The sequence below is a fragment of the Candidatus Woesearchaeota archaeon genome (assembly GCA_018303405.1).
Classification (GTDB): Archaea; Nanobdellota; Nanobdellia; order Woesearchaeales; family JABMPP01; genus JAGVYD01.
Genome location: JAGVYD010000009.1, coordinates 153,060 through 167,429, shown reverse-complemented (window position 1 = coordinate 167,429; position 14,370 = coordinate 153,060). Strand labels below are relative to the sequence as shown.

Annotated in this window: 17 protein-coding genes; 5 read left to right on the top strand and 12 right to left on the bottom strand. The window is 45.6% G+C overall.

Going from position 1 to position 14,370, the window contains the following annotated elements; translation table 11 throughout:
• The first annotated feature begins 55 nt into the window (after positions 1 to 55).
• The 5 genes from J4227_02475 to J4227_02455 all read left to right on the top strand — a co-directional run bounded on the left by J4227_02475 (position 56) and on the right by J4227_02455 (position 5,515).
• A complete protein-coding gene (locus J4227_02475) occupies positions 56 to 973 on the top strand; it encodes an NAD-dependent epimerase/dehydratase family protein (GenBank protein MBS3109369.1) in 918 nt (305 codons plus the stop codon).
• Positions 970 to 1,626, top strand: coding sequence for a fructose-6-phosphate aldolase (fsa, locus tag J4227_02470; protein MBS3109368.1), 657 nt, complete (start codon positions 970 to 972; stop codon positions 1,624 to 1,626). The genes J4227_02475 and fsa overlap by 4 nt, the downstream gene beginning before the upstream one ends.
• Before the next feature lie 44 nt (positions 1,627 to 1,670).
• Positions 1,671 to 2,111, top strand: coding sequence for a hypothetical protein (locus J4227_02465; protein ID MBS3109367.1), 441 nt, complete (start codon positions 1,671 to 1,673; stop codon positions 2,109 to 2,111).
• A gap of 184 nt (positions 2,112 to 2,295) precedes the next feature.
• A complete protein-coding gene (locus J4227_02460) occupies positions 2,296 to 3,801 on the top strand; it encodes a phenylalanine--tRNA ligase subunit alpha (protein ID MBS3109366.1) in 1,506 nt (501 codons plus the stop codon).
• 67 nt (positions 3,802 to 3,868) lie between these two features.
• Positions 3,869 to 5,515 carry a phenylalanine--tRNA ligase subunit beta gene (locus J4227_02455; protein MBS3109365.1) on the top strand — a complete coding sequence of 549 codons (1,647 nt, stop codon included), beginning with the start codon at positions 3,869 to 3,871 and terminating at the stop codon, positions 5,513 to 5,515.
• Between the two features lie 34 nt (positions 5,516 to 5,549).
• Here the strand turns inward: J4227_02455 and J4227_02450 are convergent, their stop codons facing one another.
• The 12 genes from J4227_02450 to J4227_02395 form a co-directional block, all read right to left on the bottom strand.
• Positions 5,550 to 7,157: an MFS transporter gene (locus J4227_02450; GenBank protein MBS3109364.1), complete on the bottom strand. Its 1,608-nt coding sequence runs from the start codon at positions 7,155 to 7,157 to the stop codon at positions 5,550 to 5,552.
• A 23-nt stretch (positions 7,158 to 7,180) separates the two neighbouring features.
• Positions 7,181 to 7,540 (bottom strand): 50S ribosomal protein L14e, encoded by a 360-nt coding sequence (locus J4227_02445; protein MBS3109363.1) that lies wholly within the window; start codon positions 7,538 to 7,540, stop codon positions 7,181 to 7,183.
• Between the two features lie 82 nt (positions 7,541 to 7,622).
• On the bottom strand, positions 7,623 to 7,889 hold the full coding sequence (locus tag J4227_02440; GenBank protein MBS3109362.1) for a 50S ribosomal protein L34e: 267 nt from the start codon (positions 7,887 to 7,889) through the stop codon (positions 7,623 to 7,625).
• A 136-nt stretch (positions 7,890 to 8,025) separates the two neighbouring features.
• Complete coding sequence (locus J4227_02435) at positions 8,026 to 8,541, bottom strand: hypothetical protein (GenBank protein MBS3109361.1); 516 nt, start codon at positions 8,539 to 8,541, stop codon at positions 8,026 to 8,028.
• Between the two features lie 21 nt (positions 8,542 to 8,562).
• Positions 8,563 to 9,315: a DUF106 domain-containing protein gene (locus J4227_02430; GenBank protein MBS3109360.1), complete on the bottom strand. Its 753-nt coding sequence runs from the start codon at positions 9,313 to 9,315 to the stop codon at positions 8,563 to 8,565.
• Between the two features lies 1 nt (position 9,316).
• Positions 9,317 to 10,738 (bottom strand): preprotein translocase subunit SecY, encoded by a 1,422-nt coding sequence (secY, locus tag J4227_02425; protein MBS3109359.1) that lies wholly within the window; start codon positions 10,736 to 10,738, stop codon positions 9,317 to 9,319.
• 79 nt (positions 10,739 to 10,817) lie between these two features.
• A complete protein-coding gene (locus J4227_02420) occupies positions 10,818 to 11,327 on the bottom strand; it encodes an uL15 family ribosomal protein (protein MBS3109358.1) in 510 nt (169 codons plus the stop codon).
• A gap of 55 nt (positions 11,328 to 11,382) precedes the next feature.
• Entirely contained in the window at positions 11,383 to 11,757 is a 375-nt protein-coding gene (locus J4227_02415) for an uL30 family ribosomal protein (protein ID MBS3109357.1), read from the bottom strand.
• A 45-nt stretch (positions 11,758 to 11,802) separates the two neighbouring features.
• On the bottom strand, positions 11,803 to 12,606 hold the full coding sequence (gene rpsE / locus J4227_02410; protein MBS3109356.1) for a 30S ribosomal protein S5: 804 nt from the start codon (positions 12,604 to 12,606) through the stop codon (positions 11,803 to 11,805).
• Positions 12,607 to 12,650: 44 nt separating this feature from the next.
• On the bottom strand, positions 12,651 to 13,217 hold the full coding sequence (locus tag J4227_02405) for a 50S ribosomal protein L18 (GenBank protein MBS3109355.1): 567 nt from the start codon (positions 13,215 to 13,217) through the stop codon (positions 12,651 to 12,653).
• Positions 13,218 to 13,227: 10 nt separating this feature from the next.
• Positions 13,228 to 13,713, bottom strand: coding sequence for a 50S ribosomal protein L19e (locus tag J4227_02400; GenBank protein MBS3109354.1), 486 nt, complete (start codon positions 13,711 to 13,713; stop codon positions 13,228 to 13,230).
• 9 nt (positions 13,714 to 13,722) lie between these two features.
• Positions 13,723 to 14,352, bottom strand: coding sequence for a 50S ribosomal protein L32e (locus tag J4227_02395; GenBank protein MBS3109353.1), 630 nt, complete (start codon positions 14,350 to 14,352; stop codon positions 13,723 to 13,725).
• Positions 14,353 to 14,370: the final 18 nt, after the last annotated feature.

Sequence of the window (14,370 nt, the reverse complement as noted above, 5' to 3'; positions counted from 1 at the left end):
CCCTTTTTCTTCTTGTTTTTTATTTTAATTATTAAATCATAAGGGGAATTTGACAATGAAAGCGCTCGTTACAGGAGGGGCAGGTTTTATAGGGTCCAATCTGGCAACAACTTTGGAATCCAAGGGCCATGATGTGACAATTCTGGATAATTTTTCATCTGGCAATTACCGAAATCTTGTTGATTTTCACGGGAATGTGATTATTGGGGATGTCACAGAACAGGAAGCTCTGGAAAAGGCAAAGGATGTTGATATCATTTTCCATGAAGCCTCTATTACCGATACGACAATTACAGATGACAGGATAATGCTTGGCCAAAATCTCGAAGGCTTCAGGAATGTGCTCAATTTTGCAGCGGCGAGGAGAATCAAGGTTGTTTTTGCATCTTCAGCCGGAATCTACGGAAAGGCAAAGAAAGTCCCTTACAAAGAAGCAGGGGAATATGTCCCCCATAATGTCTATGCATATTCAAAATTGGCCATGGAAAGACTTGCCAGAATATTCAGCGCGCAGCATTCCATCCAAATAATTGCCTTGCGTTATTTCAATGTATATGGGCCAAGGGAGTACTACAAAGGCAAGGCATCCAGCATGATTTACCAGCTGTATTTGCAGATGAAATCCGGCAGAAGGCCAAGGATTTTCAAATTTGGCGAGCAGGAAAGGGACCAGGTTTATGTGAAGGACATCGTTGACGGCACAATCCTCGCCGCCAAGTCTGATATTGACGGCTTTGATGTTTTCAATCTTGGTAGCGGCCAGGCAACAAGCTTCAACAGGATTGTGGAAACCCTGCAAAAATGCATGAAATCCAGTTTGCAGGCGGATTATTTTGACAATCCATATCCTGATTACCAGAACAAGACCCTGGCTGATCTTTCCAAGGCAAAGAAAGGCCTCGGCTACCAGCCAAAATATGATATTAGGAAAGGCGCAGCTGAATTCATCAAGACTATGGAGGGAGAATTATGAAAATATTTCTTGACACAGCTTCAGTCACAGAGATTAAGGATGCTAATGACATACTGCCTTTGCAAGGTGTAACTACTAATCCAACACTTATCATGAAGGAGGGCAGGGACTACAAGGAAACCCTGAAGGAAATTTGCGAGATTGTCGACGGCCCGGTAAGCGCAGAGACCATCAGCCTCGATGCTGCCGGCATGGTCAAGGAAGGCATTGAATTTTCAAAGCTGCACAAGAACATCATAATCAAGGTTCCTTTGACGCCTGAAGGGCTCAAGGCATGCAGGATGCTCACTGCAAAGAAAATAAGGGTCAATGTAACGCTCTGCTTTTCAGCAAACCAGGCGCTGCTTGCCGCCAAGGCCGGGGCCTATGTTGTGTCGCCGTTTGTCGGCAGGCTGGATGACATTGGCCAGACTGGCATGGACCTCATAAAAGAAATAAAGCAAATCTATTCCAATTATGGCTATAAGACGCAGATACTGGTCGCAAGCGTCAGGTCCCCCGACCATGTCAAGCAGTCTGCACTTATTGGTGCGGACATAGCAACACTGCCTTACTCTGTTTTTACCTCGATGTTCAAGCACAGCCTCACTGATGTGGGCGTCAAGAAATTTCTGGAAGACTGGGAAAAAGTCAAGCCAAAGCAGAAAAGCTAGGGAAAATCAAAATTATTAAATAATGATATCACCATTTTACCGGAATGGAAATTTGGACTCTAGCCATTCTGGCAATTGCCTTCCTGGCGCTTGGCTATCTCATTGGAAAATTTCTGACAGATTCAAAATGGAGGCATGAAAGGGTGCCGGAAATAAGGGAAGAGGCAATCTCAAAATCAAGGTCAGTTCTCACAGGCCAGTTTTCAGAGCAACTGGCGCCTTATTTTCCAGATTTCAAATATTCCCCCACCGAGGCCAGGTTCATTGGCAAGCCTATTGACTTTATAGTGTTTAAGGGAATGGATGAGAAAAATATCAATGAAGTGGTATTTGTTGAGGTGAAGTCAGGCAAGTCAAAAATCAACAAGCATGAAAGAAACTTGAAGGACGCCATTGAAAAGGGCAATGTTAAATGGGAGGAATACCGAATGCCGGTCCCTGGCGATAAGCAAGGCAGCAGGCAGGAAAATAAGGACGAAAAATGAAACAAAGCGATTACGAGACTAATTCGAGAAAGCGCAAGAAATACCGAAACAGGTACAAAGCAGGAGGGCATTTCAGAACTTCAAATCCCAAAGCAAAAGGGCAGATTGGCAATAATGCCAAAAAATCATAATATCCTATCCTCAATCGATAACCTTTAAAAACTTCTTGATTAGCTAACCCCCTATGCAAAATGACTACTCGAAGATTGCTGAATCATTGCACCCGCTGGAGAGAAGGGTGCTCCCATATGTAAGCAGCAATACCTTTTCTGAGCTTTCACAGTTGTCAGGAATATCTGAGGCTGAAATATCCAGGCCAATGCAATGGCTGCAGGAAAAAGGCCTTGTTTCCATAAAAGAATCAGCCCTGGAATCAGCCACTCTTGGCAGGAACGGGATTGCTTATGCCCAAACAGCGCTTCCTGAAATCAGGTTTTTGAAATTTCTGGCAACACCAAAAACCCTTGGCGAAATCAAGGAGAAAAGCGGGCTCACTGATGAAGAAGTCAATATCTGCCTCGGCTTGCTGAGGAAAAAGGAAATGATAGATTTCCAGCAGGGCCAGATCTCCTCAAGGGGAAAAAACGGGAATCTCGGGGAAATGCAGGATTTTCTCTCGGCCTTGCCAAAGCCAATAGCCTCACTCAGCAAAGAAGAGCTATCCCTGCTGGATGAGCTCAAGAGAAGGAAAGACATAATCCAAATCGAAACCAAAAAGTCATATTCGGCAGCCATAACCGAGCTTGGCAAAAGGCTCCAGGCTTACAAATTTGAGTCAATCATTGACAACCTCACCCCTGAATTGCTTGCCACGAGAGGCTGGAAGGACAAAAAATTCAGGCGTTATGACCTAAATATTCCGGTAAAGCAATTATTCGCCGGAAGGCGCCATTATGTCAGGGAAGCAATAGAGTACATAAGGAAGATTTGGCTCGACATGGGATTCAGGGAGATGACCGGTCCCATGGTGCAGACATCTTTCTGGAACTTTGATGCTTTGTTCACAGCGCAGGACCATCCTGTGCGTGAGATGCAGGACACTTTCTTTGTGCAAAATCCGAAATCTGGAAAATTGCCAAGCCAAAAGCTTGTTTCCCTTGTCCGCAACATGCATGAGCACGGTGGTGGGATAGGGTCAAAGGGATGGCAGTATCAGTGGAGCGAGTCCGAAGCCAGGAAAAACGTCCTGCGGACGCATACGACCTGCCTTTCCGCGCAGACAATAGCATCGCTCAAATTGGCAGACCTGCCGGCCAAATTTTTTTCAGTCGGCTCAAACTTCAGGAATGAGACATTGGACTGGAGCCACCTGTTTGAATTGCACCAGGCAGAGGGAATTGTCATAGATGAGAATGCAAATATGCGCCACCTGATTGGCTACCTGAAGGAATTTTTCCGGAAAATGGGGTTTGACAAGGTCAGGGCACGCCCGGCTTATTTTCCTTATACAGAACCCAGCATGGAAATAGATGTTTTCCATCCTGTTCATAAAAAATGGGTGGAATTGGGCGGCTCAGGAATCTTCAGGCCAGAGGTCACTGTTCCCCTGATAGGAAAGGATATCCCTGTTTTGGCCTGGGGCCTGGGAGTCAGCAGAATAATACCTGATTACTATGGGATAACTGACATCAGGGACCTTTTCAGGAACGACTTGAAGCAGCTGAGGGAAATTAAGGCATGGCTGAAATAATTGATGAAAATAATAATCAACTAGCAATAATAAATAACATTAGCAATAATAAATAACGAGTGAAAAAATGCCAACTGTAACCTTTAACAGAAAAACCTTTGACAGGATTATTGGGAAGAAAATAGATGACGATCTTCTTAAGGACAGGATCAGCTATCTTGGCACAGACCTTGAGAAAGCTGATGATGGGGAAATAGTGGTTGAAGTATTCCCGAACCGGCCTGATATGCTTTCAGAGTACGGCTTTGCAAGGGCGCTGTCCAGTTTCATGGGCATCCAAAAGGGGCTGAGAAAGTATGATGTCGCCAAATCAGGCGCAAGGGTAACTGTAACACGCAATGTTGCCAAGGTCAGGCCTTATACAGTTTGTGCCATTGTTAAGAATCTCAAACTTGATGATGAAAAAATCAAGGAGATAATCCAGATCCAGGAGAAGCTGCACGTCACATTCTGCAGGAACAGGAAAAAGGCCGCAATTGGAATTTATCCGCTTGAAAAAATTGCCATGCCTATCACCTACACTGCAATGAATCCTGAGGACATTGTCTTCCAGCCACTTGATTCTTCTGAAAAGATGAATGCCAGGGAAATTCTTGAGAAGCATCCAACAGGCAGGGAATACGGCAGGCTTCTCGAGGGCCAGAAAACCTATCCTGTCTTCATTGACTCGAATAATGAGGTCTTGTCAGTTCCGCCAATAATCAACTCAGAAAAAACCGGAAGGATAACTGAGGCGACAAGAGAGGCATTTATTGAATGTTCTGGCTTTGACCTTGTAACCCTGAACTATCTGCTGAATATAATCTCGGCATCCCTGCTGGACATGGGTGCAGAAATCCAGTCAATGGAAGTCGCATACCCTGACAAAACCATTGTAACCCCTGACATGGCCCCGTGGGAAATGAAAATTGACTATCCTTACATCAACAAATGGCTTGGCCTGGACCTTTCTGAAAGGCAGGTTGCTGATTATCTTGCAGCTATGGGCTATGGCCATAAGCCTGGCCATGCCTTGGTCCCTTCCTACCGGGCAGATGTCTTGCACACAGTTGACCTGGCAGAAGACATTGCCATTGCATACGGTTATGAAAATTTCAAGGGGGAAATACCAAAGGTTGCCACAATTGCAGAGGAGAGCCCATTTTCCAAGTTTCAGGAAAAGGTTGCCAGGATTATGATTGGTGCAGGCTGCCAGGAAGTGAACACCTACCATCTGTCAAGCCAAAAGGAGCAATGCACAATGATGAACTGCAGGGTGGATGTCATTGCATTGGCCAATTCTTTTTCTGAAGACTACAACGTGCTGCGCGCCTGGATTATGCCGTGCTTGCTTAAAATCCTGGCTGACAACAAGACAAGGGAGTTTCCCCAGAAGATTTATGATTACGGCATAATCTTCAAGGCCAATCCATCCACTGAAACAGGGACAGAAGAAAATGTCAGGCTCGCATCGGTAATAAGCCATTCCAAGGCTGATTTTTCAGAAGCAAAGCAGCAGCTGGGCTATCTGCTTTCCCTGCTCGGCCTCCCATATGAAATTGAGGAGGAAGAGCATCCGAGCTTCATTCCTGGCAGGGTTGGCAGAGTTAAGGTGAAAGGCAAAAAGGTCGCGTACATAGGCGAGCTGCATCCTATTGTTCTCCAGAATTTTGGCATTGAAATGCCTGTCTCAGGATTTGAGATAAACCTCACTGAAATTTTCGGGCTGATTTGACATCATTCTTATTTTCTCCGGATTTCAGGCTGTTTCAATTCACAGTCCGGTATTTCCGGTTTTTGATCTCTGAAATTCTTTTTTTAATTCTCAATCTTTCCACATGCTTCTTATTCACCGCCGCAAGCTCCCTTTCCCTGGCTATCCTTTTCCATAAGTCAACCCCCTGCAGCACTTCCTCTATTTCCTTCACCCTTGAGCTGTTGGGCTTCACGAGCTTAAAACCCTCTTCAAGCATTTTTTTGCCAAAATCATAGCTTTTGGTGCCAAAGTCCCTGACACTGTAAATCCCGATCACTGTTTCATTGGCTATTTTTTCCATAGGCCTTATTGCCACAAGGTCAAGGAACAGGTTTTCGCTTGGCGCCGGGCCCTTTACTCTGACTTCTTTCAGGACCGGCATAAAAACCCAGGTCGCAAACAGCCTTATGAACCCTGAAAACAGGAACAGGAATTGCAGGTTTGACAAAAATATCCACGGGTTTATGAATACCTTTGTGGCCAGTATGCCTCCAATCATAGCGCCGGCAAAAACAGCTATCCCTATAAAGAAATTGTAATAGGAAAACAATTGCGCACGGATTTCGGATTTGCTTATATCAAACATGAAATTTGAGCAGCTTATCTGGAATCCTGCCCAGATAAACCCTGTCCACATATTTACAAGGGCAATATACCAAAATCCAAACGGAAGCAGCCATAACAACGGATTCAATGGTATGAGCCAGCCTGTAATATGCATAATCCTCCTGTTGCCGTAGAAATCGCTGTTCCTGCCCCAGTAAAGGACCGTGAGGTATGTCACACCCACATTAAGTGCAGTTACAATCGTAAACTGGAGATAGCTGAAGTCCAGCGTCCTGAACATGTACACAATAAAAAAAGGATTGGCAAGATAGACAGCAAAGTTGATTACAAACAGGTACACTGTAAATTTTCCAAAATGGTCAGTGGAAATATTTCGCAGGAATTCCTTGAGGCTTATTTTCTCAGCTTTTTCTGTCCGCAATGGCGGTTCGAACATGGCATTTAGGTACGCAATTGAAATAATCCTCGACACAAAGGCCATTCCGAACATGAAAGCAAAGCCATAGAAAATTTGATTGTCAGGGAAAAGCTTCAATATCAGGCCGCCCCCGATAAATGCCAGGAACGTTGACATGCCAATTATCCTGCCCCTTTTTCCAAAATATGTTCCCCTTTCATCTTCAGGGACAAGATCGCCCATCAGGCTGTTCCATGGTGGCGAAGTAAAGCTGTCAAAAACATGGTACATCGCGACAAGTAGAATAAGCAGTTCCATTGCGCGGTGCATGAAAATAAATGGGGTAAGCAATATAGGGATGAACATGACTGCCTGGGCCAGCGCTGAAAACAGGATTACTTTTTTGCGGCTGTTAAAATGCTCCACCAGATTTGAAGAGAAGAGCTGCACAGCGCTTGCTGTCAGCTGCGGGATAGAAGAGAGCATTGCAATTTCTGAAGTTGTAGCCTTCATAGAAACCGCGAACGCAGGAAAATACTTCTCGCCCACCCCGACCATGGCAGAATACGCTGCGCCATCCCTTATGGAATAATCAAGGCTGCGCTTTTTCCTATTCCTTGCAATATCCTGCAATTGTTCAGCTACTGGCTTTGCCATAAAAAGGCCTTGCACCGCCATGACTATTTCTTTTTTTCCTTCTTTTTCTTGGCTGTTTCTTTTTCAGCGGGCTCTGCTGTCTCTGGTTTTTTCTTGGAAGCCCTGGCTCGGCCTGGCTTTGCCTTTGCTTCCCTTTTCTTTGTGTCGACAACCTTTATGCCCATTGCATCCAAAGCCTTCACAACATCAGAATGAGATGCATTTTTCTTGATTTTGACAGTTTCATTCAATGGCTCAAGGTGCTTGATATTGCACTTCCTTCGCCTGACCTGCCCGTCAATCAAGACAGAATTCTTATCAACAATATCGACAATCACACACTTTCCCTTGGCATCCCTGCCTGCTATTTTCACGCACAATCTTCCAACTTCGTACATCCTAATCCCTCCGGTCTCACGCAAATCCCCGCTGTCGCCAAACGGTTCACAATTGAGACTATTGCTTTATGGAACCATGCGATAATGACTATTGCCTCGCATCCACAATGATTTTCCTTCTCATGCATTTGCTGCAGAGCATTCCTGCATACGGCCTTTCCGGCCTTTTCTGGCTTTTGGCCATATTTTGGATTTTCATGGGCCTTGCCCTTGCCACACCTGACAGGGCAACACCGCAATTAGCGCAATGTGCCTTTTTTGGCATTTTTTCTACATAATGCGTCACGTTCCGGCCGCCAGGCGCTCTCCTAGTTACATGCCTGAGGCTCCTGCTTCTTCTTGCTGGTCTAACCATGGGATTTGGGAGAAAACAGCTGTTTATAAAGGTAACTGTCCCAATGCAGGCCGAGCTACGCCGGGATTTCCAGCCGGGCTTATCTAATATATCAAAATAATATCAATTCATAATACCCTCAACTACAAGAACAAAGTCATCTCATGTTTTGCATAAGCCAATCATAAGCCGTCCTGTCATTCCTTTTCATGTCCCTTATGAGCTCATCCCTTTTATTCCTGGCTTCTTCCACGCCATTAATAATATACTGCAAACCAACTTTAAATTTATCCGGCGTTTCATAGCTTTTCAGGAATTTCATAATATACTCATCCATGCTTTTGAGGATTGTAGTGATGCTGACCCATGCGTGCCTGGATATGATCATATTGGCGCTGACAACCCCCAGCACCTCTCCCTTTTCATCCCCTGCAAGTTCCCTCAACACCAGGGATGCCTCTGTAATGCTCTTTGCCATCTCATTGTACTTTGCCTTCTCCGCATCATCAAGGGCATCATATGGCTTGCCAGGCCGTGCGGCTATATGCTCCAGCCTGCCCAGCAGGAAATCCGCTCCTTTCCTGATCCGTTCCAGATGAAGGCTGAATTTTGACAGGGTCGCACCTTCATTAATTATCTTTAAGAATTTCCTGATATCAGCGAAAAGCCCCATGTTTACACCTTTGGTAGGCATCTAATGCAGCTTTAGCAGCTTTCTCAGTGTCATGCTGAAAATTATTGATGTAATGATGTAGACACCGAGCCATCCCGGATGCCAGTTTATGATTTTGAAGTCTTCCCCGAAAACCCTAAGCTTGCGCACTTCAATATTTATGGATTTGATGCTGTCCTGGTTTATTGGCTTGGCAGGCGCAGAATACTCATTAATATCTGATATTATGACATCCTTGTCATATCTCTTTCCATTGACCTCAATCTGGAGCAAATGCTCGCCTTTTGTTCCTTTAAGCTTCCAGCTGGCCATGCCGTTGTCAACTTTCTGAACAGCCTCGCCTATAATCTCGATCCCTTCGGTGGGCAAGATTGTTGCCTCTGTGCCGTCCATATTTTCGAATTGCGCACTCAGCGCGAATTCCTGGCCAGGGGCAATTGGGTCATATGTGTAATGCGCATTAAGCCAGCCAAAAACGAGAATCAATGGGATAAATGTTATCAGGGTCGGCTTCATGGAATGCATCATGTATTTCATATTTTTTTCCATGGCCGATTTCTGGATTTCCAGCATTTTTTTTGGGTTGTCCTTGTGCTTTTTCATGTCTTCCTGGGACTTCTTTATGTCATCCTTCAGGGATTTCATGAGCGACTGGTCAGTCATCCATTTGTAAATTAATGTAATGAGCACTGAAAGAATGATTGAAAGCGAGATAATCACTATTGCTGGATTGTATTGCAATATCGGGGATAATACGCTGTCAAGAAATGCCATTTTACTCCATGAACCTCCTCATCATAGGATTCATATCCATCATGTGCTGTTTGGCAATGTCCTCATACAGCCTATAGATTATCATTACACTGAGCAATATTCCTGTGCCATTGCTCAATGCACCCATGATATCCGCTGAGGCAGCAAGGATACCGACAAAAATCGAGCCCATTATTGTAAGTGGCCCTATATACCTGTCAAGCAGCCTTTCCAAAACCCTTTGGTCTTTCCTGAACCCAGGAACCTGAAGCCCTGATGCCATAATCTGCCTTGCCTGGCTTCTCGCGTCCATCCCTGCAGTCTGCACCCAGAAATATCCGAATACAACGCTCCCAGCCACTAATATTACCATGTATCCTAAAGCATGATACATATCCTGCCACCTCAGGCTATTGGTCACTATTGATGTTATGATCTGCGGCGGGTTTACCCATTGCACCAATCCATGCCCTGCATCCGCAGTCTCGATCTGCCCGAAGATGTATATTGAAATCCAGTTTATCACAGCAGAGCCAGACTTAAGCGCCCAGTTTTGCATAAGGCTCGCCCATAACTGAACATTGGCAAGCAGAGCTGCAATGAGAATCACAGGGATGTTGCTGACATAGATAAATGCAAGCGGCCATCTGATGCCATGGCCTCTCACCCTGCCAAATGACAGGGGAATCTCCACTTTCATGGCCTGGCCATAAACAGCCATTACAAAAATCACTATTGTCACAACAACTGTTGACAGCATAAGTATGGCAGTATCAGGCTGGCCTCGTCCAAGTGACTGGAACAATGCAGGAATCGCGCCAGTTGCTATGTCAGGGTTAGTTGGGGAGGGAAGCCAGCTTAGCGCCCTTATGAATATCTGCTTTGACACGCCTGCAGCGATGAAAAGGCTGATGCCTGAGCCAAAGCCCCATTTGCTGACAACCTCATCCATAAACATGATTAGCAACCCGCCGATAAATATCTGGATTATGAGGAAGATCTCCATTTGCAGGTACATCTGGCTCGGAAGGTTGCTCGCAGGCGAAAGGCCGCCCATAAACACATAAATCGCAGCCTCAAAAATTATAAAGAAGAATGAAAGCATTTTTTGCACACCCTGGAACCTTTTTTTCCCTTCATGCGAGGTCAGGTCAAATTTCACAATCCCTGACCCGTTCAAAAGCTGCAGGACGATTGAGGCAGTGACTATTGGCCCAATGCCAAGCGAAATTATGCTTCCGAACTCAGCTCCAAGAATAATGGAAAGGAATTCAAACCTTGATAGCTCATTTGCGCCCAGGCCAAACAATGGAATCAGGCCCAGTATAAAAAAAAGGACCAGCACAATGCCTGTCCATTTCATTTTTTCCTTAAATGAAAGCCGTTTCTGGGTCGGCCCTCTGACTTCCGGAAGATTTCCCAGTATGTTATCAAAGAAACCCATTGTTTGCCCCCATTAGTCAGATGCCATTTGCCTGCTTTTTAAATTTTGCTGCTGCCCAGGCTGCGGGCAACGCTCATCCTTATTCTTCCATTGCAGCCGGCTTCTTTTCTGCTGTTTTTCCAGACTTGGCCTTTTTCTCCTTTTTTGGCTTAAGGCCTTCAACCTTGCCGCCAGCAGATGTTACCTTCTCAATTGCTTTCCTGGATGCATAAGGTGCAGTAAACATGAATTTTCTTGTAACATTCCCTGAGCTCAGCAGCTTGTTGTACCCCATTTCCTCAAGATTCACAGCAAAGCCGCCAGCTTCTTGCTTAATTGCGCCGCTTGAGGCCAGCTTATCGGCATTTTCTTCAAAATAGCCGACATTTATTGCTTTATAGCAGATGCCATTGTGCGAAAAAAAGCCATATTTTCCAAAATACTTTTCATCAGCCCAGATGCTTGGTTTTTTGGCGTCTCCCCTTTTGCCTGTCCCTGCCATGCCTCTGCCGCCCCTGTTGCCGGCGCCCCTATGCTTTTTCATAGCGCCCCAGCCATGGGTTGTGCTTCCCCTGAGCCTTGAATTTTTCTTCCTTTTGTAATAAACCATTATCAACACCTGTTGTTTTTCCTTGTGATTATCTTCATGCAAAATCCCACATGCTTTACAATGACATCCTCTTGAGCAGGTCATTTATTTTTTCTCCCCTGTAGCCCAAGTCTCCTTTTTGTCCATATGGGGCCTTTATTCCCCTTGCCCTGAAACCCCCTTTCGGAGGATGCAGCCTGAAAAATTTCTTAATTTTCTTATTGTCTCTTGGGTCTTTTTCAGCCTTGGTTTCAAGCAAAATCCTGATGCTTTCTTCGCTGGCTTCTCCCCAAGTCACATAATCCTTGACCTTTACCAGCATTCCCTTACTGCTTTGGTCATTCTTTACGAGCGAGCAGAAAAATTTCCTGTGGAGGTTGAGCATGGTCATGGCATCGGCTATTCCCTGCTTGATGCCCCTGGTTCCTCTCAGCCTTATGGCCACGAACATCGGTTTGTTTTGTTTTTTTTCTTCTGCCATGTGTGTCCGCTCCTGTTATCCCGCAATCCTGCCTTCCCTTATGCTGAGGCTCTCCTTATGGTCCGCCCTGATTTTCATTTCACTTAATTTTCTCAGGGCACTGACACATGCAGCAATGAGGTTCATTTTTGTGTTGGTCTGGCCCCTGGTCAATGACCAGATATCCTTTATGCCAGCTGCCTTAAGTATTTTGGCGCACTGCGATTCAATTATCAGCCCAGTGCCTTTCGGCGCAGGTATAAGTGTGATGATTGATGAGCCGCATTTGCCAGTCACGGCAAACGGTATGCTGTTCGGCTCAGTTCTTGCGTCTTCCCATGAGCCTGATCCCCTCCTGACCTTGATAACAGCCATTTTGGCATTCCTGATGGCCTTTTCCCTGGCAGGGACTGTTTCCTTGCTTTTGCCATAGCCAACGCCAACATAGCCGTCGCCATTGCCAACAACAGCAATTGTTGCAAAATGGGGCTTGTTTCCTTCTGCGGTTTTTTTCTGTGTCTGCCTGAATACCCTTCTCTGTCCGCCCCCGAATTTGCCCTTTGATTGCCCAATAAGCAGCAGCTCAACTTCCATGTTTGGAAGGAGCATGTCCACAATTTCAGGCTCCAATATCTTCATGCCTGCGTCAAGAATCGTGCCAATATCAGCAACTTTGCCTGATTTTACATTCCTGCCGAGCTCTGTCTTGGGGTTCCACTTGGAAACATCAATCTGGCCCTTTTCAACCTTTCCGGCTGCAATTTCAGGTTCTTCGATTACCTCAACAGTCACTTCCTGTGTTTCTTCCGCATCAACAACAATATTTTCTTCTTCGTTCATTTTGACTTCATCTTCCTTTGGCACAGCTTTCTTTGGACTCATTATTACATCCCTGTGATCTTGTTTTTCATTTCCTCAAATATCTTTGGCATATTCTCGACCTGGACATTGTTTTTTGCATATGCAGCAAACTGGACTTTCCTGTCCTTGGTCTTTTGGGCATATTCAGCAATGTGCTTTCCAGACACCCTGTCATCGCTGGGCAGCACCTCGGCAGAATGGGGCACTGTGAGCCCAGCATCAATCAGGCCTTTGAGCGCTGCAAAGACCTTCCCTCCTTTTATGGCAGGATGAAGGCCAATATCCAAAATGGCTTCCTTAATGTGCAGCTCTTTTGCCTTCTTGCCGGCCAGCAGGCCCGTCAGGTAAGCGCTTGGCAGGTTTTTCTCGCCAGCTTTCCATCCCAGCTTTTCAAGGCTCTTGGAACTTATTGTGAACAGGACTTTGTCTCCTGCAGACGAATATTTTACTGCCTGGACATAGAGGTGCTTATCTGTCTTTCTTATTACAATCCTTGGCTTTCCGGACATAAGGGTCCGCAGCCTTTTCCTGTAATTCGTCTTGTCTTTCCTTCTTAGCATTACTGTTTTTATTCTTGCTGACATAATCATCACTCAACCATCATTTGTTCTGTGCCGGAGCCTTGACCATATCATGCTCCTCCATGAAGACCTTTATGTGCCTTCTGCTCCTGAAAAAGCCGCCCTTGGCCTTGGCATAAAGCTCCCAATAATCCCTGTTGGATATGTATTTCCTGTCTTTGAGCATTCTGATGAGGTTTCTCTGTCCCCTGATCTTTTTCATCCAAGTGTCCTTGCCAGGCAGCCTCGCATTTTTCTTCCCTTTCCTGTTGCCGACCCCTCTTTGCCTTCCCTTTGTTTTTTGGATATGGGTCTTTTTTGCCCTGCCTCGCGAAATTCCCTTTTTCTGTTTGGCAATTATGACTCCCTTTGAAATGAATCCCCTGATATCCTGCTTGGTGATTGACTGCTTCAGGTCATCAATGGTGCTGCCTGTTGCCTCCAGCCTTGCCAGGTCCAGCTTTATCCTTTTGGGCGAGACGCCCAAAATTTTTCCTGCGAGTTTTTTTTGCACATTGAGTTTCATGCTGTCACCTTAGCTGGCATCCTTCTTCGTGAGCATCCTATCGAGCTCCTTTTTCTGCTGGTCCTTTTCTCCCTTGGATGCCTCTCCTTCACCAGCCTCGGCCGGTGTCTTTTCATCGGCTGCTGTTTCCTTTTCCTTCTTTTCCTTTTCAGCAGCTTTCTTTTCTTTCTCTTTCTGCTTGGTTTCCTTTTCCTTGGATTCCTTGCTCTTTTTCTCAGCTTTTTCTTTTTGTCTTGATTCAAAGGCGGCAAGGTACTTTTCCGCCTTGATATTCAGAAGCATGATGCCCAGCTCCTGGGCTTTCCTTACCATCTCTACCCTGTTCCTTGTCCCGACATTGGATGAGATTACTGCACCTTCCTTTTTCGAATCGAGCTTCCCAAGCTCGGCAATATTATGCACAACTACCTTTCTCAGGCCTTCCTTGGAAAGCCCCTTGGCTTTTGCAGGGCTTCCCCAGCCAGGCTCGACCCGTGCAGGATGCCCCCTCAGCATTCTCCTCAGCTTGGAATGCATGCCCATTGGCTTTCTCCACTTGACGCCGAGCTTTTTCTTCTTGATGCCTTCTTGCCTGACAAACCTTGGCTTCTTTTTCTTAAGGCCAATCCGCAATTCAATGAGTCTTTTTAGGTCTTCCATGGATTATCACGATTTATT